Source organism: Leuconostoc holzapfelii (assembly GCF_012396485.1).
Taxonomy (GTDB): domain Bacteria; phylum Bacillota; class Bacilli; order Lactobacillales; family Lactobacillaceae; genus Leuconostoc; species Leuconostoc holzapfelii.
On sequence record NZ_JAAXPO010000011.1, the window covers coordinates 15,209 to 37,432 of the forward strand.

Genomic DNA, 22,224 nt, shown 5'->3' on the forward strand with positions numbered 1-22,224 from the left:
TATGAATTCAACAGAACCAATTAGTATTCGCGGGGTGAAGCGCGAGGCCCGCGCATTATACCGTGGCCGTTATGGCACGGCAATTAAAGTGAACATCATCCCCATTATTTTGACCATTTTTTCTGTCTATGCAGCCGGCCTGGCAACTTATGCTATTTGGGCCGTGATAGCGGCGCCAAACCAGGTCGTGGCAAACGACGGGAGTGCTGCCGTGCAAATTAAAGGGACAATTCAAGATATTTTAAGTCAAGCAATCACGTTGATTTTTTCTTGGACCGTTAGTTGGACGCTGATTGATTGGTTTGAGAAGCCACGCACACGACCAACCTTTAAAGAGACGTTTCAAATCTTTCAGCGGGGGAACTTTTGGCATACCTTGTTGCTAACGATTGTGCAAAGCGTGCTCCTCTTTTTGTGGACATTGCTGATGGTGATTCCGGGTATCATTAAAGGATTTTCCTATTCACAAACGTACTTTGCGTATAAAATTGACCTTGAAAACGGGACACGTCAACGCCAACTCACAGACTACATTACAATTAGTCGGCGGGTCATGAATGGGCGTAAATGGGAGCTTTTCTTGTTGGAATTAAGCTTTATCGGGTGGCATATTCTAGGTATTCTCACGGGTGGCCTGGTCTATCTTTACGCGGTGCCCTACATGAATGCGACACGTGTGGCTTATTCACGTCATTTATTCTCGTTGGCGCTCTCAGAAAGTAGGGAACAATAATGCTCATCGTCGGTCTCACTGGCGGTATTGCGACTGGGAAATCAACTGTCAGTGCCCAATTACGGGCGGCTGGATTACCAATTGTAGATGCAGACCTCGTGGCTCGGGAAGTGGTTGAACCAGGGACGCATACATTAGAAGCCATTAAACTGGCTTTTGGTGGGCAGATTATTACCAATGGCGTGTTAGATCGTCAACAGCTTGGCCAGCGTGTTTTTAGTCATCCGGCTGAACTCGCACGATTAAATGCCATTATTCAACCAGCCATTAGTGCGGCAATGACGGATAAAATCAATTTTTGGCGGCAACAAAAAACACCAATTTTGATTTTGGATGTCCCATTATTGTTTGAACGCGGTTATGACACGCAACAACGTGTTGATAAAATTATCGTTGTGACCGCCGATGCACAGCAGCAATTGGCGCGTTTGAAGGCGAGAGATCATCTCGATGATCAGCAGGCCCGCGCACGGATCCAATCACAAATGCCTTTGGCTGAGAAAGTAGCTCAGGCAGACTATGTGATTGATAACACGGGTGACGCGGCCCAATTGCAAGTACAAATTCAACAGCTATTAACGGAACTAAAGGAACTTGCCCCAAAATATGACACAAAGTAATGACACAATTGAATTTCACGCTGGCGCTGGCGTTTTTGTCCAAAGTGATCACCTCATTACTGGTGATGATTTGTCGCGTGTCTTTAACTTGTATTTACCATTTATTGGCGCGACGAGTTATGCGTTATACCATTTGTTGGTCAACGAATTACCTTTTGCACAAGATCAAGTGAAGCGACAAGATCATAACTTTATTATTGATAGCTTGAATATTAGCTTACCCAATTTTGTTAAGTTTCGTCGCCGATTAGAGGCCGCTGGATTGATTAAGACCCTTTATCAGCGGGATGCGATTGGGGAGGTCTATGGGTATCGCCTATTGACGCCGTTGGCGGCCGATCAGTTCTTTAAAGAACAACTTTTGGCTGGCTTGTTGTACAAATTTGTCGGTGAAGCACGCTATTTGACCTTACAACAACGCTATGATGTGCAGGGACAAGCTGCGCTGCAGGGCGATGATATTTCGGCGCGCTTTTTACAGGTCTTTCAAAATCAAAATGATGTCCAAGTGCCAGCGACACCGTTAGTTTATCAAGAACCTGTTGTGCGTGCCGACCCAGTGGGGTTCCAATTTGACACTTTTTCTGAAATGGTTCGCGGTGTCACACCAGCAGTGCTGCAACACCAGCGGAATTTCTTAGTGGCGATGCATTTAACCTATGGGGTAGATGAAGTGACGTTAGCTGGCGTCGTCAATCAAAGTGTGACGCTTGATACCCACGAGATTAACACGCAGGAGGTGCAACGGCTGTTGCGTCAGCAAACAAAGCGGACCGCCGGACAACCAGAAAAGCGGCCAGCAACAACAGACACTGCGGTGCCTGAAATTAAAAACGCAGAAGCACGGGCATTGATTGAGATTGCACGCGACACGCCAGCACAAGAATTTCTCGCCTATGTCAAAACAACATTGAAAAACGGCCTTGTGTTAAAAAACGAACGTGATTTAGTTGATTATTTAATTGCGCAAAGTGTCTTGCCGGTGGCGGTTGTGAATATTTTGGTCCATTACGTTTTGATTGGCTTGCAAAATGATAGTTTGAAACCGGCATTAGTCACGACGATTGCTGATTCATGGACACAAAATCAGGTCGATTCGCCGGAAAAAGCACTGATCCAAATTCAACAGCGGCAACAAGCAAACCAAGCGCGCCAAGAAAAGCGGTTCAGCCGTCAGCAAAAACCAGAAAAAACGACGCCAAAATTTGTTAAACAACCACAATCGGTGGCAAAAACGACTGCTGAGACAACTCAGTCAGCAGCAGACGTTGCGGCTGCCTTGGCTAAATTGAAGAATATAAAGACGAAGAATTGATATGCAAAACTTATCTGATGTATTAAAAAAATTTCAACAAAAATATCCGCAAATTGACGCAACGCAATTATCAGAAATCGTCCAAAATATTGCAGATGATGCAGATATTCAACAGTTCTGGGCAGCGCATCAAGATGAACTCCGACAGGATGCATTTCAACTTAAAATGATGGATTTGCATGAATTTGTGCAGCAAAAAAAGCGCCGCGAACGTGGGGAAAAAGCACTTTATCCTGGGTATTATCCACAACTTGAGATTGAAAAGGGCTATCCTCATGTGCGGTATGTTGCTGATGAACAAACAGCGCAACGGCAAATGCAAGCTAACAAATTGACGGCTTATAAGATGCCTAAAGCCATTCGGCAGGCCGACTTACAAACCATTGCGACTGACCCAGGCCGGGCTGAGGTTGTCACAGCGATAGTGGATATTTTACCCAAGTTGCTGGCAGCAGACGGTGAATACGTGCAGGGGTTGTATTTGTACGGCGATTTTGGCGTAGGTAAAACGTATTTGATGGGCGCTTTAGCAAACGCGTTAGCGGCGAATAATATTGACGTCATGTTGATTCATTTTCCATCGTTTGCTGTCGATTTAAAGAACACTATTGGTCGGGATAATGCAATGCGCGAACGCCTACTCAATCAAGCCAAGACTGCCACGGTGTTGATGATTGACGATCTTGGGGCCGAAAATTTAAGTATGTGGATTCGAGATGATATTCTTGGTGTTATTTTGGAATACCGGATGCAAAATGAATTGACCACGTTTATCACGTCCAACTTTGATTTGGATGAATTAACGGCCTATTTGGCTGAGACCCGTGACGATCGTGATCCAGGCAAAGCAGCGCGGCTTATGCAACGCATTCAATTTTTGACACGACGGGTTGAAATTACTGGAAAAAATAGGCGGTTGGAAAAGTAATGTTACAAAAGCCAACAAAAAAAATCATCATCATTGTCTTAGCCGTTGTTGCGGTCTGGTTTTTCCTGCGCAATGATGCTTTTTTGTATCACGGGCCTGTTGGTCAAGTGACCCACGTGACTGAAAAAATGACCCAAGCAACCACCGATGAACATGGCAATGATGATAAAGTGTATACGCAACAACTCACCATTGCGGTGTTAAATCGGCACCAAACGCTTAAACTAACAAATACTTACGCGCAATCGCAAGTGATAACGAACCGTTATCGGGTTGGTGATCAACTCTTATTGGAAACTGTTGGTGAGGCCACGCATATTTTGTCATTAAAACGCGACGCTTGGCTGGGAGGGTTGACGACTTTATTTGTCGGCTTGTTGGTCATTTATAGCCGCTGGCGGGCAACGAGCTGGTTATTGCTGAGTTTAGTGTTGAATGTTGTCATGTTTGGCTTTGCCATTCAAATAGATATCCATGATAAAAATGCCAACGTCTTACTGGTATTTAGCATTTTGGCGTTGTGTCTTGCGACTGCGAGTTTGGCTTTAGTGTTAGGCAAAACCATGCAAATGGCACTGACTTTGGTCACGACCATTGTGACGACGTGTTTGACCATGATGATTTTATTTATGGTGTTGGCTTTAACCCATAGCAAAGGGGTACATTTTGAAACGATGTCATATGTGACGCAATTACCAAGCGCCATTTTCATGGCACAAACGGTCATTGGGGTCTTGGGCGCGGTGATGGATGAGTCAGCAGACATTGTGGCCATGCAATTTGGCATGCAACGAGAAAATGCTAGTCGTCATTTCTCAGATTACTGGCAAGGCGGACTTTCGGTCGGTCGTGACATTATGGGGACACTGGTGAATGTACTCTTTATGATTTTCATTGCCGAAACGTTACCGATGGTCTTTTTGATGTTGCGAAACGGCAACAATTGGTCATACATTATGGACCAAATCATGAATCTTGGGATTCTTCAAACGGTTGTTTCTGGTATTGGGATTGTCTTAGCCGTGCCGGTGACCAGTGTGGTGGTTGGTTTGGTGATGTCACGAAAGGCGGTGATGCAATGAATGCCATTGGTGTATTACTTCTGATTTTGTTGGGTTTAATGATTTTTGTCGGCCGTGGGCAAGGGCTCAAAGCGTTTTTGGGGCTCGTCTGCAATTTCGTGGCGATTTTTGTTCTCATCGTTTTGATTAATTGGCAATTTAATCCATATATTGTCATTGCTGTTACGAGTTTAATCATTTTAGCCATCGCCATCTATTTAGGGGCGGATGATTTAGAAGTGACGAATGTGGCGTTTAAAACGAGTGTCATCGTGGTGGCCATTTTAATGGTTTTAGCCCGTATCATGCAATATTTTGGCCAATTTCAGGGCTTCGCTACTGAAAATTCTGAAGAATTAGAAGGCTTATCCATGACCGTGGGCCTATCCTTTAATCATATTGCGCTGGCAGTAATGGTCATTTCAGTGTTAGGTGCTGTGGCAGAGGCGGCCATGGCGATTACCGCTGATTTATCAGAAGTAGTTGAGCGCACGCCTAATATGTCTGCCACGAGCCTTTTTGGCCACGCTCGAATTATTGGCGGACAAATTTTAGGGACTGCGATTAACACCTTGTTCTTTGGTGTGTTAGGGGCGAATTTACCACTGATCATTTGGTTTGTACGGTTAAAATACCCGATGGCGATGTTCTTTAATGCTAAGCTCCTAACGGCCGAAGTGGTCACGATGCTGTTGGGGATGCTTGGGATTTTGTTAAGTATTTGGGTTGCTAGTTGGTTAGTCGTTCGCGCTAATATGCAGCAACAAAAGGTAGGCATAAAAAATGAATGAAACGTTTAATTTAATTGAAGAAATTACGCGCCTTGATGAGTCAATCTATTTTGAACTGGGAAATATTACCCACAATGGACGGGCGGAATATGCAGCTGAGCATGGTTATATTAAAAGTGTTCGCATTCTGAAGATGAATATTGCGCGGTCAGCGAGTGTTGAAGCACTTGAACAATACATTAATACGCACTACGAGCTGTTACCCTTAGAGTATGACGGCTGGGAAGAATGGCAACGCACACCAGAAATGGCGCAGGCGATGCAGCAAATTCTCTTGGAAAATAAATTGGGATAAGCCGCAATTTTGTGAGCCATCGTTTTTAAGGTATAATAGTTGAAATGAATTTGAAGAGGAATAGTGATGCGATCAGTATTTAATCAGCCTGAAGCAGTGGTGTTAGCTTCTAAACACCTAATTGACGGCTCAGGACAATTGCGTTGGGTTTATCGAGAACTAGCGCCGACAACACCGCAAGATTCTGGTTGGTTTTTGTTTGCGGATAACGATTCTGAACAGTGGAATGCGGATCCTGCAAACTTCATGCCACTCGTTATTGATACAGCAACCGCATTGGCACCTAGCCTGAAGGCCATTCTAGATTTACCTTATGGCACTGACCTTGTGTTTGATGCGCGACCTGGTGTCCAAGGTTGGTGGGACCCAAAAACTAAAACGCCGGTTTGGTTGGCCGATGGCTCGGTCACACCCAACATTCAGGTTGTTGCCGGTGAAGTGATTGAGTCTGAAACACGATAACAAACCATTTGTAATTTAAGCGGTTTTAACCTATAATAATAAACGTCGTTGTGGTTTGAAAAATGTCAGACAAAGGTGATGCGCCAAAATGTCATCAGACAAAAACAACAACGTGATTCTGGTAATATGGCCAAGTGGTAAGGCAACGGTCTGCAAAACCGTCATCGCCGGTTCGATTCCGGTTATTACCTTAAAAAACGATTGCCAATTTGGCAATCGTTTTTTAGTGTGCAAGCGCGTCTAGGGTCGTCTTGGTGTAAACGCCGTGCCGGAGATTATCCGCAATAACTGCGCCATGTGCTTGCCAAGTTCGGTATTGCGCTGGGGTGACGTAGCGTATTTGTGCCGCCAATTCAGATAAATCATCGATGACCAGCCCCAAGTCGTAAGTTGTGATCAGCTGGCCGATGGCGCTTTGCGACCAAGCAATGAGTGGCAGACCAGCGCGTAAATACAAACTGGCTTTGTGTGGCGCATTATATTGGGTGTAACTTTGATAGGTTTTATCGTCAAAATCATTGTCCCAGATCAGACCAAAGCCAGTATGTAATTGGTTTAAGATGTCATCAGGGTCAAAGTTACCTTGATAAACAATATTTTCGGGGAAGTCAACGGCTTGCCATTTTTTTGGCTTTGCGCCAAATAAGGTGATTGGGACAGCCGTGTAGGTTGTGAGCCAAGGGGATTTTTGAAAAGTCCCAGCAAAATTGATTTGTCGACTAAAGCTGGCCGGTGAGACTGGATCGCCCAGATAATCAAAAAAAGGCTGGCTGATCATATTGTTGGTGACACCAGCTTCCCGCAGACGTTGGGCCATCGCATCCGAATGTACTACAATGGTCTCGTATTGATTCAAAACGTCAAATTCCCAAGGCGCAAGCTTATTGAGACGCAAGGGTTCAATGTCATGAATCACAAGCGCACAATGTGCTTGACGGGATTTTAAGGCAGCGACAAAATGTTGCTCAAATTGTGCACTCATATAAGTTGGAAATTGGTGCACAACGAGATCATTAGGCGTGATAGGCGTGAGCCATTCGGTGATGTGTGCCGCTAAGGTCGCTTCATCAAAACGCGCATCGTTGTATCGATAGAGTGGTAACAGGGACCACCCCGCTGTTTGAGCAATTTGGGCATAGTCGGCTTTGGCTTTTAATGCGCCTGGTGGCATCCAAGGTTCAATTGTTTGCGTTATAAAATTAGTCATACGTCTATTCTATCAAAACACGAACTTTTTTTCTGATAAAGTTACAAAAAACGAACATAAAATAAAATATAAACATAATGTTCGTCTATAAAAACGGTTTTTAATCATTTTTTCATGGTTCTATCAGATAAAAGTTGGATAATAAAGCTATTAAATATTTAGAGGAGATGTGTGACTGTTATTAGTTACACGCAATCATATTATGCAACGCTCAGCACAAATTGGTATTGGAATTCTTGCCGTCGCCGTTATTGGTGGTGGTATTTACGCCGCAACTCGTGGCGGATCAGATGCAGCAAACAAAAACTATACAGCTGCACTTGTCACTGATGGTGGTGGTATTGACGACCGTTCATTTAACCAATCAGCTTGGACTGGTTTGCAAGCTTATGGTAAGGACAATAAGTTAAAGCAAGGCACAACGGGGTATAACTACTTCCAAAGTTCAGACACTTCAGACATTAAGACAAACTTGCAAACTGCCGTCAAGGGTGGTTATAAGTTGGTTTATGGTGTTGGGTTTGCTGCAGCACCAGCAATGAACACGGTGGCTAAGGCCAACCCTAAGACTGACTTTGCTATTATCGATGCGGTTGTACCAGATAAGAACGTCGCATCATTGATGTTCCAATCAGAACAATCATCATACCTTGCTGGTGTGGCGGCTGCTAAGCAAACAAAGTCACACACAGTTGGCTTCATTGGTGGTGTGCATGGTGACATCATTGACACATTTGAAGCTGGCTTTAAGGCTGGTGTAAAGGCAACTAACCCTGATATCAAGGTTGTAACCCAATATGCCGATTCATTTACTGATGCAGCGAAGGGTAAGACAATTGCCGCTTCAATGATTGCTGGTGGTGCCGATGTGATTTTCCAAGCTGCTGGTGGGACTGGTTCAGGTGTTTTTGCTGAAGCAAAGGCCAACAACCAAAAGTTGTCAGCTGATTCAGACAAGAAAGTTTGGGTCATCGGTGTTGATATGGATCAAAAGCAAGACGGTGATTACACTGACAAGGACAACAAGAAGTCAAACTTCACGCTTGTCTCAGCTGTGAAGCGCGTCGACAACGCTGTTGAATCATTGACAAACAAGGCAAGCAAGGGCAACTTCCCTGGTGGCAAGACAATTACTTACGGTTTGAAGCAAAACGGTGTTGGCTTGGCAAAGGATTCAGCTTCTGCAGATGTCTGGTCAGCAGTTGAAGCCGCACAAAAGAAGATTATTGCTGGTGACATTAAGGTACCGGTACACCCATAATTGGATTAAAAAGCAAAAAGTCTGAACTTTTAGCTTTTTTTTGCGATTAAAATATACGTATTTTAATCGCTTTTGTTTCTTGATGAGGCGTTTTCTAGGTTTAATGCCAGTCAATAAATATAAAATGATAAACAATGTTCGTCATATTATTCATTAACGAGATTTCATGTCAAGAAAGATGACATAGACAAGCTGCAGCCATGATGTCGTTTGATAGAATGATGATATTATGAAAAAAATTAAAAAATATGTGTTGATTGTCGCGATAGTATTGCTGTCGTTTGTAGGCATGGGAATTGAAGCGCACGCCGCCGATAAACCAAATTATGTGATTACGACGGATGCAACGTATCCACCCTTTGATTTTCAAGATAAAAATAACCAGTATACGGGTATTGATCAAGAAATCTTGAAAACCATTGCCAAACGTGAAGGGTTCACTTACACGTTGAAGCCCATGAGTTTCAACTCAGCAACGCAATCTGTTGCTTCGGATCAAGCTGATGGTGTCATTGCTGGCATGTCAATCACAGATGAACGTCGGGCCGTTTTTGATTTTGGCACACCATACTATCGTTCAGGTATTGGTTGGGCGGTTAAAAAAGGGTCAAATATCAAGTCATTAAAAGATTTGAAGGGAAAAACCGTTGCCATTAAGACGGGTACTTCAGGGGCGGATTATGCCTTATCAATTCAAAAACAATACGGCTTTAAGGTCGTTTATTTTAACGACTCAGATACCCTTTACAATGATGTGATCAACGATAATTCACAGGCAACATTTGGTGATTTGCCTGTCATTCAATATGCTGTTAAGAATGGGACAGCACTCAAAGTGATGAACCCTAAAGCACCAATTCAAGCCGGATGGTATGGTTTTGCCGTGAAGAAAGGCAAGAATGCGCAATTGTTGGCAGCGTTCAACAAAGGTTTTGCCGCGATTAAAAAAGACGGCACGTACGATAAAATTGTAGCCAAGTATCTTGGTGCCAGCGCTGCGACATTCACAGGTAGTAAGAAGGATAATAATTCCACTTGGGGGATTTTAAAAGCGAACCGATCAGCTTTCCTTCAAGGTTTGTGGCAAACGGTGCTTCTGACAGTATTTGGTATTGTCTTGGCCTCACTTTGGGGTATTATTCTTGGTGTGATGGGCGTGAGCCAAAATGCGGTCGTGCGTGGCATTTCAACGACCATTATTTACATTTTCCGTGGGTTACCATTGATGGTATTGGCATTCTTCATCTATATCGGCTTGCCTGGTGTCATTGGTATGAAAATACCAGCGGTCACGGCCGGTATTCTAACATTGGTCTTGAATGAAGGCGCATATACAGGCGCGTTTGTGCGTGGCGGTTTTGAAGCAGTTGATCGTGGTCAGATGGAAGCCGCACGTTCATTGGGCTTACCCTATAGTCGCGCCATGCGCCGTGTCATTATGCCACAAGGCATTCGGATTATGATTCCAAGCTTTATTAACCAGTTTATTATTACCCTTAAAGATACGTCGATTTTATCGGCCATTGGTATTTTAGAACTCACGCAAACAGGTAGCTTAATTGTTTCGCGTAATTCTCAAGGATTCCGTGTCTGGGCGATTGTTGCTGTGATATACTTAATTGTGATTACGTTACTCACATGGTTGAGTAATTGGGTAGAAAAGAGGAGCCACGCATGAGTGATGCGCAAACAAAAGTTAAAGTCCACGTTGAAAACGTCAACAAATCTTATGGTGACAACCACGTTTTGCGAGATATTTCGTTAGATGTTTCTGAAAATGAAGTCGTTGTGATGATTGGCCCTTCTGGTTCAGGTAAGTCAACTTTCTTACGGATGTTAAACCAGTTGGAAACGCCAGATAACGGCACGATTGTTGTGGATGGTTTTGACATCTCTGATAAAGCGACGGATATCAACAAAGTGCGCGAAAATATCGGGATGGTTTTCCAAAACTTTAACTTGTTTAACAACTATACCGTCCTTGAAAACATCATGTTGGCCCCAGTTGAATTAGGGAAGTTAGATAAGGCAGCGGCTGAGAAAAAGGCCCGAGAATTGTTGGCAACAGTTGGCTTGAGTGATAAAGCTGACGTTTCAGTCAATTCATTGTCTGGTGGTCAAAAGCAACGCATTGCCATTGCCCGTGCTTTAGCAATGTCACCAGATGTGATGCTATTTGATGAACCAACATCAGCCTTGGATCCAGAAATGGTTGGCGATGTGTTGAATGTTATGAAGAACTTAGCTGATTCTGGTATGACGATGATTATCGTGACACATGAAATGGGCTTTGCCAAGCAAGTGGCTGACCGGGTTGTTTTCTTTGAGTCAGGTAAGATTCAAGAATCTGGTACACCAGAAGCAGTCTTTAACACACCTAAAAATGCACGTTTACAAGAGTTCTTAAGCAAGGTCATGCATGCCTAATGCGCTTGCCTAGGGTAACTTAAACTTTTCGTGCATCAAACGATAGGATAAAGCCGACCGTTTGGTCGACTTTTTTGTGGCGTAGAGGGAGAGATTTGAGATCATGTTAAAAAAATTCGGTTTTGGTTTTGCAGCAATCGTCTTGCTATGGCTCATGGCACCAACGGTGTCAGCCAATGAACCACACTATACGATTACAACTGATGCAACTTATGCACCGTTTACATTCCAAGATAAAAACAGTCAATATGTCGGCATTGAGCAAGACATGATGAAAGCCATCGCAAAGCGTGAAGGCTTCACTTACACGATGAAGCCAATGAGTTTCAACTCAGCAGCGCAACTGGTATCCAACGGGCAAGCCGATGGGATTATTGCCGGCATGTCCATTACGCCAGAACGGCGCCAAGTCTATGATTTTTCAACGCCTTATTACAAGACGGGTGTCGCTTGGATTGTTAAAAAAGACAGCAAAATCAAGTCACTCGAAGATTTAAAGGGACAAACGGTCGCATTGAAAACTGGGACAGCAGCCTCTGAATATGGTTTGTCCCTACAAGCGAAATATGGTTTTAAGGTCAAGTACTTTAATGACACGGATACCATGTATAACGATGTGGCGGTTGGTAATTCAGCAGCGACTTTTGAAGATATGCCAGTGATTCAATATGCCATCAAAAATGGTATGAAATTAAAAGTGATGAATCCTAACCAGCCAGGTAATGCCGGTTCTTATGGCTTTGCTGTGGAAAAGCATAAGAACAAAGCACTCTTAACCGCTTTTAATCGTGGGTTTGCTGCAATCAAAAAAGATGGGACGTATGATAAAATTGTGGCCAAGTACCTTGGCGCAAGCCAAGCTACTTTCTCGGGCACAAAAGCAGACAATGAGACAGTTTTTGGCATTTTAAAGTCCAATCAGCAAGCTTTGGTCAGCGGTCTTTGGCAAACGATTGAATTGACAGTCATTGCGATTGTATTGGCTTCCATTTGGGGGATTTTGCTTGGTGTGATGGGTGTGAGCCAAATGGCTTGGGTTCGGGGACTTTCGACGACAATTATTTATATCTTCCGTGGCTTGCCGTTGATGGTGTTGGCGTTCTTTATTTACATTGGGTTGCCTGGTTTGACTGGGGTAAAAATTCCAGCCTTTACCGCCGGCATTGTAACATTAATCCTCAATGAAGGGGCTTATACAGGGGCCTTTGTGCGTGGCGGTTTTGAAGCGGTTGATCGTGGTCAGATGGAAGCTGCCCGTTCACTGGGATTGCCCTATGGCAAAGCGATGCGTCGCGTGATTATGCCGCAAGGTTTGCGCATTATGGTCCCAAGCTTTATTAACCAGTTCATCATCACGTTGAAAGATACGTCGATTCTATCGGCCATTGGCTTACTTGAATTGACACAGACAGGCTCATTGATCGTGGCACGTAATTCGCAAGGCTTCCGCGTTTGGGCAATTATTGCCATTGTCTATCTCATCTTGATTACGTTGTTAACTTGGCTGAGTCGTTGGGTAGAAAATAAAATGACGATGCAATAAATCACATAAAAGCACCACACGTTCGTATGATGAATGAGAGGTGCTTTTTATGTTGATTGCTTTAGATGAGAATAAAGCGTATACGCCAGCGCAACAGGCAGATGGGCAGCAAGTTTATCGCTGTCCGGGTTGTCGTGAAGTGGTTCATTTACGCCAGGGTGACATTAAACAGCCGCATTTTGCCCATCAAGCAGGTGCCGCTTGTCAAACTTTTACAGAAAATGAATCGCCCCAGCACTTAGCTGGCAAGCTGCAACTAGCGACGTATTGTCAACAGTTTGGTACGGTCTTCCTTGAAGCGGTGCTGCCGGAAATTCAGCAGCGACCAGACCTACTCCTAGTCCGTGGCACGGAACGGCTGGCCATTGAATATCAATGTAGCCCAATTACTCAAAAGCGCCTTGATGCGCGAAATGCGGGGTATCGGCAGCACAACATTTCAGTCGTTTGGGTGTTGGGGCCAACGTATTATCACCGGCAGCTGGCGCAGCGAACAATTTTAAAATTTCTCACCAAAGTAGGCTTAACGTTCTATTTACCCGATACACAACAATTTATCCAGCGGGCCCAGTTTGAAAAAATTGATTTTGGACGGCTCACCTATGTAGAACAAAGCAGTCCGCAATGGCTGAATCACGAATTACCCGGCAAGCCACACGCAATTGACCTGGTGAAACAAATTTACAAGCTACAACAGTTGGTATTACAGCAACGAGTGGATAAACAGCTTATCGCTTACCTTTATCAACAAGAACGCCTGTTGTTACAGGCGCCACTGTGGATTCATCAAGGGCGGACGTTTGGTTTGACAATCAGTAACTGGCAATGGCGCCTACAGTGTCTCTTGTTCCTTGAAAAAGTGGGCGTTGGCCATGTGAGTCAACAACAGCATTTCATGAACAAGTTCAAACGCTATGTCTTAGGATCCGCTGAATTTCAATCTCAGCAAGTGCGGGGGTTATTAGTTGAGCCAGAACAACAAGCGTTCATTCAACTTAAAGGCGCCTATCTGTTAGTCACAGCGTTGCCCGTCTGGTATGGCTCACTACAACAAAAATTAGGCCAAGTGAGAAAATAGTGATAAAATAAAGTATGATATTTTAAGAAGGGAATGCCGAATAATCCACCTGATTTGAAGATTGTTCGGCCACAATAGTGATGGCACAATTAACACGGGATGAAGTACCTGAAAATCTAACTTGGAATTTAACCACAATTTTTGCAACTGATGACGCTTGGGAAGCGGCGTATGATGCAGTACATCAGGGCGCACAGACATTAAAACAATTTGCAGGGCATGTGGGCGATTCTGCGTTAGCGCTGCAAACAGCACTTGAAGCCGATCTTGATGTCGAACGGCAATTAGAAAAGGTGTATGTGTACGCACACCAAATTTATGATCAAGATACGACGAATCAGAAGTATGCGGCCTTTAACAGCCGGGCGCAAGCTTTATGGTCAGAGGTGAGCGAGGCCACTTCATATTTTCAACCAGAAGTTTTAGCCATACCTGAATCAACGCTGGCTGACTATTTAACCACGCCAGGTCTCAAACCTTATCAACATCTATTTGACCAAATTCTAGCGCAAAAGCCACACACATTGCCCGCCGAACAAGAAGCTTTGCTTGCGGGCGCAGGCGATATTTTTAATGCGTCAGAGAACACCTTTGGTGCTTTAGATAATTCAGACATGACTTTTGGGGATGTCCACACTGAATCTGGCGAAGTGGTGCCATTGACTAATGGGCTCTATAGTTTGTTGTTGGAGTCAAAGTCTCGCGATTTGCGTCAAGAGGCTTTTGAAACTTTGTATGACAGTTACATTGGGTTACAAAATACATTCGCTTCAACGCTGTCATCACATGTCAAAGGGCATAACTATTTAGCCAAAGTCCGGCATTATCAATCCGCGCGTGAAGCTGCGATTCTACCCCATAGTTTGCCAACCGCCGTTTTTGAGACACTGCGAGCAACAGTTGAAGACAACTTGCCGCTTTTGCACCGCTTTGTCTCACTCCGCAAGCAAGTTTTGGGTGTTGAAGATGTCCATTCTTACGACCTCTATGTGCCGTTGGTTGATGAAATTGATTTTGATGTGACGTATGATAAAGCCAAAGCCATTGTGTTAGCCGCCTTAGCGCCATTGGGCGAAGACTATGTCGCTGTTGTGCAAAAGGCGTTTGATGAACGTTGGATTGATGTGGTGGAGAACAAAGGTAAGCGCACAGGCGCATATTCAAGTGGGACTTACGACACGAAGCCATTTATTTTGTTGAACTGGCAAAATAACTTGAACAACGTATACACTTTGGCACACGAAATGGGCCACTCTGTACATTCTTATTTGACACGGCAAGCGCAGCCATACCACTACGGCGATTATCCCATTTTCTTGGCAGAAATTGCGTCAACGACAAATGAAAGCTTACTGACTGATTACTTGTTAAAGACAAACGATGACCCTAAGTTCCAAGCTTACGTGCTGAACCAGTATCTTGATGGCTTCAAGGGGACGGTGTTTAGACAAACGCAATTTGCTGAGTTTGAAGATTGGATCCATGAACAAAGTGCTGCTGGGGTAGCTTTGACAGCAGATGCGATGTCTTCGTACTATGCTGCTTTGAATCAAAAATACTACGGCCCAGATTTGTTCCCTGATGAAGCGATCGCTTATGAGTGGGCACGTATTCCACATTTCTACTACAATTACTATGTTTATCAATACGCCACAGGTGAGGCTGCGGCCACAACGTTGGCTGACCGTATTTTGAATCAGGACGGGGCGACAGCCTATAAGACTTATTTGAAGGCTGGCTCGTCAGATTATCCATTGGCCGTGATTGGTCAAGCCGGTGTGGATATGACGCAAGCAGACTATTTGAAGCAAGCTTTTGGTGTGTTTGCTACGCGTCTTGACCAATTGACCGCTTTATTGTTAGCACAATAAGCGACAGGATTTGTCCCTAAATCATGATTAAAATTATGGTAAAATAATAGGACAAATACTGGAGAAAAAACATGCAAACGATGCCACCAGAAGCGCTCGTTAAGCTGGCACTACAAGCGCTTGACGAGACATATACGCCCTATTCACATTTTCCTGTAGGAGCCGCCTTGCAGACTGCAAGCGGTGAAATTTTTAAAGGGATCAATATTGAAAATGTGTCGTTTGGTCTCACGAACTGTGCTGAACGGACCGCCATTTTTAGCGCTGTGGCTGCTGGGCATCGCCAATTTAACGGCTTAGTCATTGCGGGTCGCACCCATGAACCGATTGCGCCATGTGGCGCATGTCGGCAAGTGATGGTAGAATTTTTTGCCCCAGACATGCCTATTTGGCTGATTAACGACACTGCCCAAGCAGTTCAAACAACCATTGCGGATTTGATGCCGGGTGCATTTAACACACTTGAATAATATACGTTGAGCTGATAGTTCAACTACTTGGTTTAGAAGGAGCGCTTATGCCAAAAGTACTTGTTTTTGACGACATTGCCACTGCAGCAGTCGATTATTTAAAAGCCCATGATGTTGAAGTGATTTCAAACCGTCAGCTTGCCGACGCTGATTTTTTGGCTCATGCTGACGCGGACGCTGTCATTTTGATGATGCATCCAATGACTGATAAGCTCTTTTCACAAATGCCTAATCTGAAAATCGTGGCCCGCTATGGCGTTGGCTATGACAATGTGAACTTGTCTGATGCGACTGCCCACGGTGTTGCGGTGACCAACACACCAGGGGCCAATGCCACGGCCGTGGCCGAAACAGCCGTGATGCATATGTTAATGGGTGGGCGTTATTTCTATCAACAGCGTCAAGGGATTACGGATACCACCGTGCCGAGCGGTACAGGGCAAGAAGTTTCTAACAAAACAGTCGGCATCATTGGATTTGGCGCAATCGGACAAAAAATTGATGAACTCTTAACGGGTTTTCACGTGGATGTTTTAGCTTATGCGCGTCACGACAGACCAGTTAAAAACGGTCGGATGGCCACCTTGTCAGAAATTTATGCGCAGTCAGATTTTGTTGTGCTTGCGCTACCTGCGACACCAGACACACAAAATATGATTGATGCGACTGTTTTTAAGCAAATGAAAAACAGCGCAGTTCTGGTTAATATTGCGCGTGGGGCAGTGGTCGATGAGGCAGCACTGATTTTAGCTTTAAAAACTGGTGAAATTGCTGGTGCTGGATTAGATGTTGTCACAGTTGAACCTATTGATGAAAAGAATGAACTGCTCACGCTACCCAATGTCTTTGTAACGCCCCACGTGGCGGCCAAGTCAGTGGAAGCCTTTGATGCGGTTGGATTAGCAGCAGCAGAAGATGTTGTTCGTGTATTACGCGGCGAAAAACCAAAATTCCAAGTGAATGAATAAAAAAACACCGCCCTGATTTGTTTCAGGGCGGTGTTTTTTTATTCAGGTTGATGCAAGGTCACCGGTAAGACATCTAATTCTGGTAATGCTGCATGGTTGATTTCAGCAAAGAGCACATCAATCAAACGTTGCGCTGCCTCATGGATGGGCTGCACGATTGTTGGTAGATCGGGATGCAATTGTTGCACAATTGGCGAGCCATCATAGCCTGCGACAATCACGTCTTCTGGGACGCGTAAGTTGGCTTTTCGGAGTGCATTTTGTAATTGGATGGCCATCATATCGTTGTAGGCAAAGACACCGTCAATTTTATGTGTCCGCACGCTCTCAACGATTGCCGCGATATCTGCTGGGGCAACGAATGTATTTGAATCAAAGTTTTTGACTAATAAATGGCTTTTGCCGGCGACGGCGTCAGCAAAACCGACATAACGCTTGGAGGTTGGCGACGTAGAGGCATCATTGTCACATAAAACCAAGAGGTTTTTAGCGTTTTGTGACACAAAATACTCGCCAATCAATTGGCCGCCTCGGTAATTATCTTCATGCACAATCGGAATATTGTCGGCCAAGTGGCGATCATATGACACAATGGGCAAAAAGTTATCTTGGTAACTCGCGATGCCTAAATTGTGTGATGATGTAATGATGCCTTCAACTTGGTTTGCGGCCAACATTTGTAGGTATTGTTGTTCTTTTTCAACGTTGTTGGCACTTGTGGCAATAATCACTTTATAGCCTTTTTCAAAGAGTAGCTGCTCAATTTCACTGGCTAAAGCTGTGAAGAAGGGGTTTTGAATATTTGGGAAAATCAGTCCGATAAATTGGGATGATTTACCTTGGAGGGAACGTGCCATTGCGTTGGGTTGATAATGTAATTCACGCATCGCGGCGTGGACTTTATCAATTGTTTTTTGGCTCAATGAGCCATAGCTATTAATTACGCGTGAAACTGTTGTAATAGATACGCCGGCTAATTCGGCGACGTCACTTAATTTTGCAACCATAGAAACCTCCGACTGATGTTAAAAAATTTATTTTGTATTTTTAAACAAAACACTAAGCACCTTCTATTATACACAGTTTAGGCTTAATTCTTTTATTTTAAAAATGATTAACGCTTGACAAATGATTTAAAAGGTTTATGATTGTCCTTGTAAGTTAAATGTATCACAAAGAAAGAGGAACGGAAAACATGGATGCACTAGTATTAACAGGCATTAAGTCACTTGAATTGCAAAATATTGCACAACCTGAAGTGAAGCCAAATGAGGTTAAAATTCACACAGCGTTTGCTGGAATTTGTGGCACAGACCACGCACTTTATGCTGGTTTGCCTGGTTCAGCACCAGCAGTACCACCAATCGTGCTTGGTCACGAAAACTCAGGTGTTGTTGCTGAAGTTGGTTCTGCTGTGACAAACGTCAAGGTGGGGGATCGCGTGACTGTAGATCCTAACATTTATTGTGGCCAATGCAAGTTCTGCCGCACAGGTCGCCCAGAACTTTGTGAAAACTTGTCAGCCGTTGGGGTGACACGTGATGGTGGCTTTGAAGAATACTTCACTGCGCCAGCCTCAGTTGTTTATCAAATTCCTGACAACGTGTCATTGAAGTCAGCCGCTGTGGTTGAACCAATTTCATGTGCCGTTCACGGTATTAAGTTGTTGAAGGTCACACCATACCAAAAGGCTTTGGTTATTGGGGATGGCTTCATGGGCGAATTGTTCGTGCAAATTTTGCAAGCCTATGGTATTCACCAAGTTGATTTGGCTGGTATCGTTGATGAAAAGTTGGCCATGAACAAAGAAAAGTTTGGGGCTAAGCGCACATTCAACACGATGAAGGGTGATAAGATTCCTGAGGGCGAATATGACGTTGTTATTGAAGCCGTTGGTTTGCCACAAACACAAGAAGCTGCGATTGAATCTGCCGCTCGTGGTGGTCAAGTCTTGATGTTTGGTGTTGGTGGCCCTGATGCGAAGTTCGAAATGAACACGTATGAAGTCTTCCAAAAGCAATTGACGATCCAAGGTTCATTCATTAATCCAAATGCCTTTGAAGATTCATTGGCCTTGTTGTCATCAGGCAAGTTGAACGTTGAAGCTTTGATGTCACACGAATTGGACTATGATACAGTTGATGACTTTGTAAATGGTAAGTTAGGTGTCGTATCAAAGGCTGTTGTGAAGGTTGGCGGAGAAGAGGCATAATCGGATGACTGCTCAAGACGTAGCACAAAAGGACAACAAGGGTGATGGTCGCACGTTGACAATTGGCGCGTCGTTATCATATTTCATCTTGTCGCTCGTCATTAATGCCGCTGGGAATGTGCTCACGGTGGTGACGAGTCAAAAAATTCATCCGGCATTTCTTGGCTCGGCTTATTGGACAGCTGCGGAATCAGGTTTTAACAAGGCAGTGTTCAACGGATCAAGCACGATGCTTGGCTGGGTCTTCTTCATTGTTGGTGTCGTCATTGCGGTATTGAACGTCTTCTTGCAAGGTTACTTTGACTGGCGAAAGTTTTTTGGCAACATTGCCTTTATGGTGCCATTTTCAGTCTTGATTAGTTTCTTTGCTGGTCTGTTCTCAAAGGTATTGCCAGATTCACATAGTGTTTGGTTAACGGTGGTTTATACCCTCTTGAACTTTATTGGTGTGGCAATGATTGCGATTGCGATTTCAATCTATCAGCGTACTAACCTTGTGCTACATCCCGCTGATGACTTGATGCAAATCTTGCGCTTCAAGTACTTTAAGGGGAACGCAGCCAAGGCGATGTGGGCCTCGTACATTCCACCAACAATCATTGGTATTATCGCAATTATCATTTTGCCTGACTTTTCAAACTATGGTTTAGGCACAATCTTTGCTTTCTTATTCCAAGGTAGCATTACAGGTTGGGGAGATCACGCGATATTCCCAAAGTTGACGCATCAAGGATTATAAAATTGGCCGCGTTCTGACGGGATGAGCGTGGCAAGACAGCTTAAAGGAGGATAACATGGCATTTTCAGATTATTATTCAGGTTTACAACACGTTGGTATTCCAACGCATGATTTGGCTGTTGCAGAAGCTTTTTGGACAAAATTAGGCTTCACAAAGACAGGTGATTTTCCAGTCGGACAAGTCATTTTTATGAAACGAGACAATCTTGTGATTGAAACGTGGCATCAAGATGAAGTGGCTGGTAAGCCGGGCGCAATTAATCATCTTTCAATGGATACCACTGACGCTGATGCCGCCTTTGTGGCAGCAAAAGCTGAAGGTTTTGATTTAATTGATTCAGAAGTGCAACATTTGGCATTCTGGGATAAGGGCATTAAGTTCTTTAATGTGCAAGGTCCTGATGCTGTCATCGTTGAATTCTGCGAAATCGTCAAATAAAAAAGACGGCTCAAACGAGCCGTCTTTTTTGTCGTTGGGAAAGGTAATTGACACCATCATGTTTTCACAAACGTTTCTGAAAACAAGGAAATTTACATTATATTCTTTTCAAAAGAAATCCTGATAAACGCTTGACACCAAGAGATAAAATCGCTTAAACTAATCATGTAAGCGCTTAACAAAAAAATTAAATAAGGAAATGATATGACAATTCAAAACAAGGCGATGTTAATTACATACGCTGATTCCCTTGGGAAAAATATCAAAGAAGTGCATCAAATTTTAAAAGAAAACTTTGGTGGCGCTATTGGTGGCGTCCATTTATTGCCATTCTTTCCTTCAACGGGTGATCGTGGTTTTGCGCCGTCAGACTACACCCGCGTTGACGCGACATTTGGCGATTGGGCGGATGTTGAAGCACTTGGGGAAGACTATTACCTCATGTTTGACTTCATGATTAATCATATTTCCCGCGAGTCTGTGATGTATCGCGATTTCAAACAAAATCATGATGCGTCACCATACCGTGATTTCTTTATCCGTTGGGAAAAGTTTTGGGATAAAGCCGGCCCGAACCGGCCAACCCAAGCCGATGTGGATTTAATTTATAAGCGAAAAGACAAAGCGCCCATTCAGCCGATCACTTTTGCTGATGGGACAACGGAACATTTGTGGAACACGTTTGGTGATGAGCAAATTGATATCGATGTCAATTCAACGGTTGCCAAAGCCTTCATCAAGCAAACGCTTGAAGACATGGTTGCCCATGGGGCCGATTTGATTCGTCTGGATGCATTCGCTTATGCGATTAAAAAGATCGATACGAATGATTTCTTTATTGAACCGGAAATCTGGGATTTGTTGCATGAGGTGCGTGACATTTTGGCCCCATTAAACGCTGAGATTTTGCCCGAAATTCATGAGCATTATACGATTCCAGAAAAAATTAACGCCCACGGCTATTTCACTTATGATTTCGCCTTGCCAATGACAACGCTGTATACCTTATATTCTGGTAAAACAAAACGTTTGGCCGATTGGCTCAAGCAATCACCAATGCGACAGTTTACGACACTAGACACGCATGACGGGATTGGGGTGGTTGATGCGCGGGATATTTTGACAGCAGATGAGATTGCTTATGCCTCGGAAGAACTCTATAAAGTTGGCGCCAACGTCAAGAAAACGTATTCTTCAGCGGCCTATAACAATTTAGACATTTACCAGATTAATTCAACCTACTATTCTGCGCTGGGCAATGATGATGCGGCCTACCTACTGAGTCGTGTTTTCCAAGTCTTTGCACCAGGCATTCCCCAGATATACTATGTCGGGCTGCTGGCTGGGGAAAATGATATCGCGTTGTTAGAGTCGTCAAAAGAGGGGCGCAACATTAACCGACATTATTACACAGCCCAAGAAGTGCATGAAGCGGTTGCGCGCCCTGTGGTAGCGGATTTGTTACAATTGCTCACTTGGCGTAATCAGTTTGCCGCTTTTGATTTGGACGGGACGATTACGGTGACAACACCGTCAGACAATGAGCTTAAGGTTGTGCGGACCGATCGCAGTGGCGAACACGTGGCCACACTAGTGGCCAATGCGCAGGACAAGACGTTCACGATCACAGCTGATGGTGAAACAGTTTTAAAAAATAGATAAGAAAAGAGAAAAATCATGGGATTATTAGGTGCAATTGAAGCAGGCGGCACAAAGTTTGTGGTGGCTGTGGCAGATGAAAACTTTAACATTGTGGCACGGACAGCCTTTCCAACGCTAGATGGTGAAAAGACGTTAGATCAGG

General features: G+C 44.1%; 22 protein-coding genes, 1 tRNA gene and 1 pseudogene. 22 read left to right on the forward strand and 2 right to left on the reverse strand.

Going from position 1 to position 22,224, the window contains the following annotated elements:
• Position 1: 1 nt before the first annotated feature.
• The 9 genes from HF966_RS08170 to HF966_RS08210 all read left to right on the forward strand — a co-directional run bounded on the left by HF966_RS08170 (position 2) and on the right by HF966_RS08210 (position 6,396).
• The gene (locus tag HF966_RS08170) at positions 2-733 is read left to right on the forward strand and encodes a DUF975 family protein (RefSeq protein ID WP_168677821.1); all 732 of its coding nucleotides are present in this window, start codon (positions 2-4) and stop codon (positions 731-733) included.
• Entirely contained in the window at positions 733-1,353 is a 621-nt protein-coding gene (gene coaE / locus HF966_RS08175; RefSeq protein ID WP_168677823.1) for a dephospho-CoA kinase, read from the forward strand. The genes HF966_RS08170 and coaE overlap by 1 nt, the downstream gene beginning before the upstream one ends.
• Positions 1,340-2,668, forward strand: coding sequence for a DnaD domain protein (locus tag HF966_RS08180; RefSeq protein WP_168677826.1), 1,329 nt, complete (start codon positions 1,340-1,342; stop codon positions 2,666-2,668). The genes coaE and HF966_RS08180 overlap by 14 nt, the downstream gene beginning before the upstream one ends.
• 1 nt (position 2,669) lies before the next feature.
• Complete coding sequence (gene dnaI, locus HF966_RS08185; protein WP_168677828.1) at positions 2,670-3,596, forward strand: primosomal protein DnaI; 927 nt, start codon at positions 2,670-2,672, stop codon at positions 3,594-3,596.
• Positions 3,596-4,678, forward strand: coding sequence for a YibE/F family protein (locus HF966_RS08190; RefSeq protein WP_168677830.1), 1,083 nt, complete (start codon positions 3,596-3,598; stop codon positions 4,676-4,678). Before dnaI ends, HF966_RS08190 begins: the two co-directional genes overlap by 1 nt.
• Positions 4,675-5,448, forward strand: coding sequence for a YibE/F family protein (locus tag HF966_RS08195; protein WP_168677832.1), 774 nt, complete (start codon positions 4,675-4,677; stop codon positions 5,446-5,448). The genes HF966_RS08190 and HF966_RS08195 overlap by 4 nt, the downstream gene beginning before the upstream one ends.
• Complete coding sequence (locus HF966_RS08200) at positions 5,441-5,743, forward strand: hypothetical protein (RefSeq protein ID WP_168677834.1); 303 nt, start codon at positions 5,441-5,443, stop codon at positions 5,741-5,743. Before HF966_RS08195 ends, HF966_RS08200 begins: the two co-directional genes overlap by 8 nt.
• A 66-nt stretch (positions 5,744-5,809) precedes the next feature.
• Positions 5,810-6,205 carry an immunity protein Imm33 domain-containing protein gene (locus tag HF966_RS08205; RefSeq protein ID WP_168677836.1) on the forward strand — a complete coding sequence of 132 codons (396 nt, stop codon included), beginning with the start codon at positions 5,810-5,812 and terminating at the stop codon, positions 6,203-6,205.
• Positions 6,206-6,325: 120 nt separating this feature from the next.
• Positions 6,326-6,396: transfer RNA gene (locus tag HF966_RS08210), tRNA-Cys, on the forward strand.
• A 32-nt stretch (positions 6,397-6,428) separates the two neighbouring features.
• Here HF966_RS08210 and HF966_RS08215 read toward each other — a convergent pair.
• Complete coding sequence (locus HF966_RS08215) at positions 6,429-7,412, reverse strand: sugar transferase (protein WP_168677838.1); 984 nt, start codon at positions 7,410-7,412, stop codon at positions 6,429-6,431.
• Positions 7,413-7,614: 202 nt separating this feature from the next.
• Here HF966_RS08215 and HF966_RS08220 point away from each other — a divergent pair, with 202 nt between their 5' ends.
• The 8 genes from HF966_RS08220 to HF966_RS08255 all read left to right on the forward strand — a co-directional run bounded on the left by HF966_RS08220 (position 7,615) and on the right by HF966_RS08255 (position 17,030).
• Positions 7,615-8,673, forward strand: a complete 1,059-nt coding sequence (locus HF966_RS08220) for a BMP family lipoprotein (RefSeq protein ID WP_168677840.1) — start codon at positions 7,615-7,617, stop codon at positions 8,671-8,673.
• Between the two features lie 289 nt (positions 8,674-8,962).
• Positions 8,963-10,351: an ABC transporter substrate-binding protein/permease gene (locus HF966_RS08225; protein WP_373306382.1), complete on the forward strand. Its 1,389-nt coding sequence runs from the start codon at positions 8,963-8,965 to the stop codon at positions 10,349-10,351.
• Positions 10,348-11,100 carry an amino acid ABC transporter ATP-binding protein gene (locus tag HF966_RS08230; protein ID WP_168677844.1) on the forward strand — a complete coding sequence of 251 codons (753 nt, stop codon included), beginning with the start codon at positions 10,348-10,350 and terminating at the stop codon, positions 11,098-11,100. The genes HF966_RS08225 and HF966_RS08230 overlap by 4 nt, the downstream gene beginning before the upstream one ends.
• A 154-nt stretch (positions 11,101-11,254) precedes the next feature.
• Positions 11,255-12,643, forward strand: a complete 1,389-nt coding sequence (locus HF966_RS08235) for an ABC transporter substrate-binding protein/permease (RefSeq protein ID WP_246586726.1) — start codon at positions 11,255-11,257, stop codon at positions 12,641-12,643.
• Positions 12,644-12,692: 49 nt separating this feature from the next.
• The gene (locus HF966_RS08240; protein WP_168677848.1) at positions 12,693-13,721 is read left to right on the forward strand and encodes a competence protein CoiA; all 1,029 of its coding nucleotides are present in this window, start codon (positions 12,693-12,695) and stop codon (positions 13,719-13,721) included.
• Between the two features lie 80 nt (positions 13,722-13,801).
• Complete coding sequence (gene pepF / locus HF966_RS08245; RefSeq protein WP_168677850.1) at positions 13,802-15,592, forward strand: oligoendopeptidase F; 1,791 nt, start codon at positions 13,802-13,804, stop codon at positions 15,590-15,592.
• 80 nt (positions 15,593-15,672) lie between these two features.
• Positions 15,673-16,062 carry a cytidine deaminase gene (locus HF966_RS08250; RefSeq protein ID WP_168677865.1) on the forward strand — a complete coding sequence of 130 codons (390 nt, stop codon included), beginning with the start codon at positions 15,673-15,675 and terminating at the stop codon, positions 16,060-16,062.
• A 47-nt stretch (positions 16,063-16,109) separates the two neighbouring features.
• A complete protein-coding gene (locus HF966_RS08255) occupies positions 16,110-17,030 on the forward strand; it encodes a phosphoglycerate dehydrogenase (RefSeq protein ID WP_168677852.1) in 921 nt (306 codons plus the stop codon).
• 38 nt (positions 17,031-17,068) lie between these two features.
• Here HF966_RS08255 and HF966_RS08260 read toward each other — a convergent pair whose 3' ends face one another.
• The gene (locus HF966_RS08260; protein ID WP_168677854.1) at positions 17,069-18,037 is read right to left on the reverse strand and encodes a LacI family DNA-binding transcriptional regulator; all 969 of its coding nucleotides are present in this window, start codon (positions 18,035-18,037) and stop codon (positions 17,069-17,071) included.
• A gap of 188 nt (positions 18,038-18,225) precedes the next feature.
• Between HF966_RS08260 and HF966_RS08265 the strand changes: the two genes are divergently transcribed.
• The 5 genes and pseudogenes from HF966_RS08265 to HF966_RS08285 form a co-directional block, all read left to right on the forward strand.
• Complete coding sequence (locus HF966_RS08265) at positions 18,226-19,242, forward strand: zinc-dependent alcohol dehydrogenase family protein (protein ID WP_168677855.1); 1,017 nt, start codon at positions 18,226-18,228, stop codon at positions 19,240-19,242.
• A 4-nt stretch (positions 19,243-19,246) separates the two neighbouring features.
• Entirely contained in the window at positions 19,247-19,981 is a 735-nt protein-coding gene (locus tag HF966_RS08270; protein WP_168677857.1) for a DUF6198 family protein, read from the forward strand.
• A 55-nt stretch (positions 19,982-20,036) separates the two neighbouring features.
• Positions 20,037-20,420: a VOC family protein gene (locus HF966_RS08275; RefSeq protein WP_168677859.1), complete on the forward strand. Its 384-nt coding sequence runs from the start codon at positions 20,037-20,039 to the stop codon at positions 20,418-20,420.
• A 204-nt stretch (positions 20,421-20,624) separates the two neighbouring features.
• Entirely contained in the window at positions 20,625-22,082 is a 1,458-nt protein-coding gene (gene gtfA / locus HF966_RS08280) for a sucrose phosphorylase (protein ID WP_168677861.1), read from the forward strand.
• Positions 22,083-22,097: 15 nt separating this feature from the next.
• A pseudogene (locus tag HF966_RS08285) lies at positions 22,098-22,224 on the forward strand (fructokinase); the annotation flags it as partial.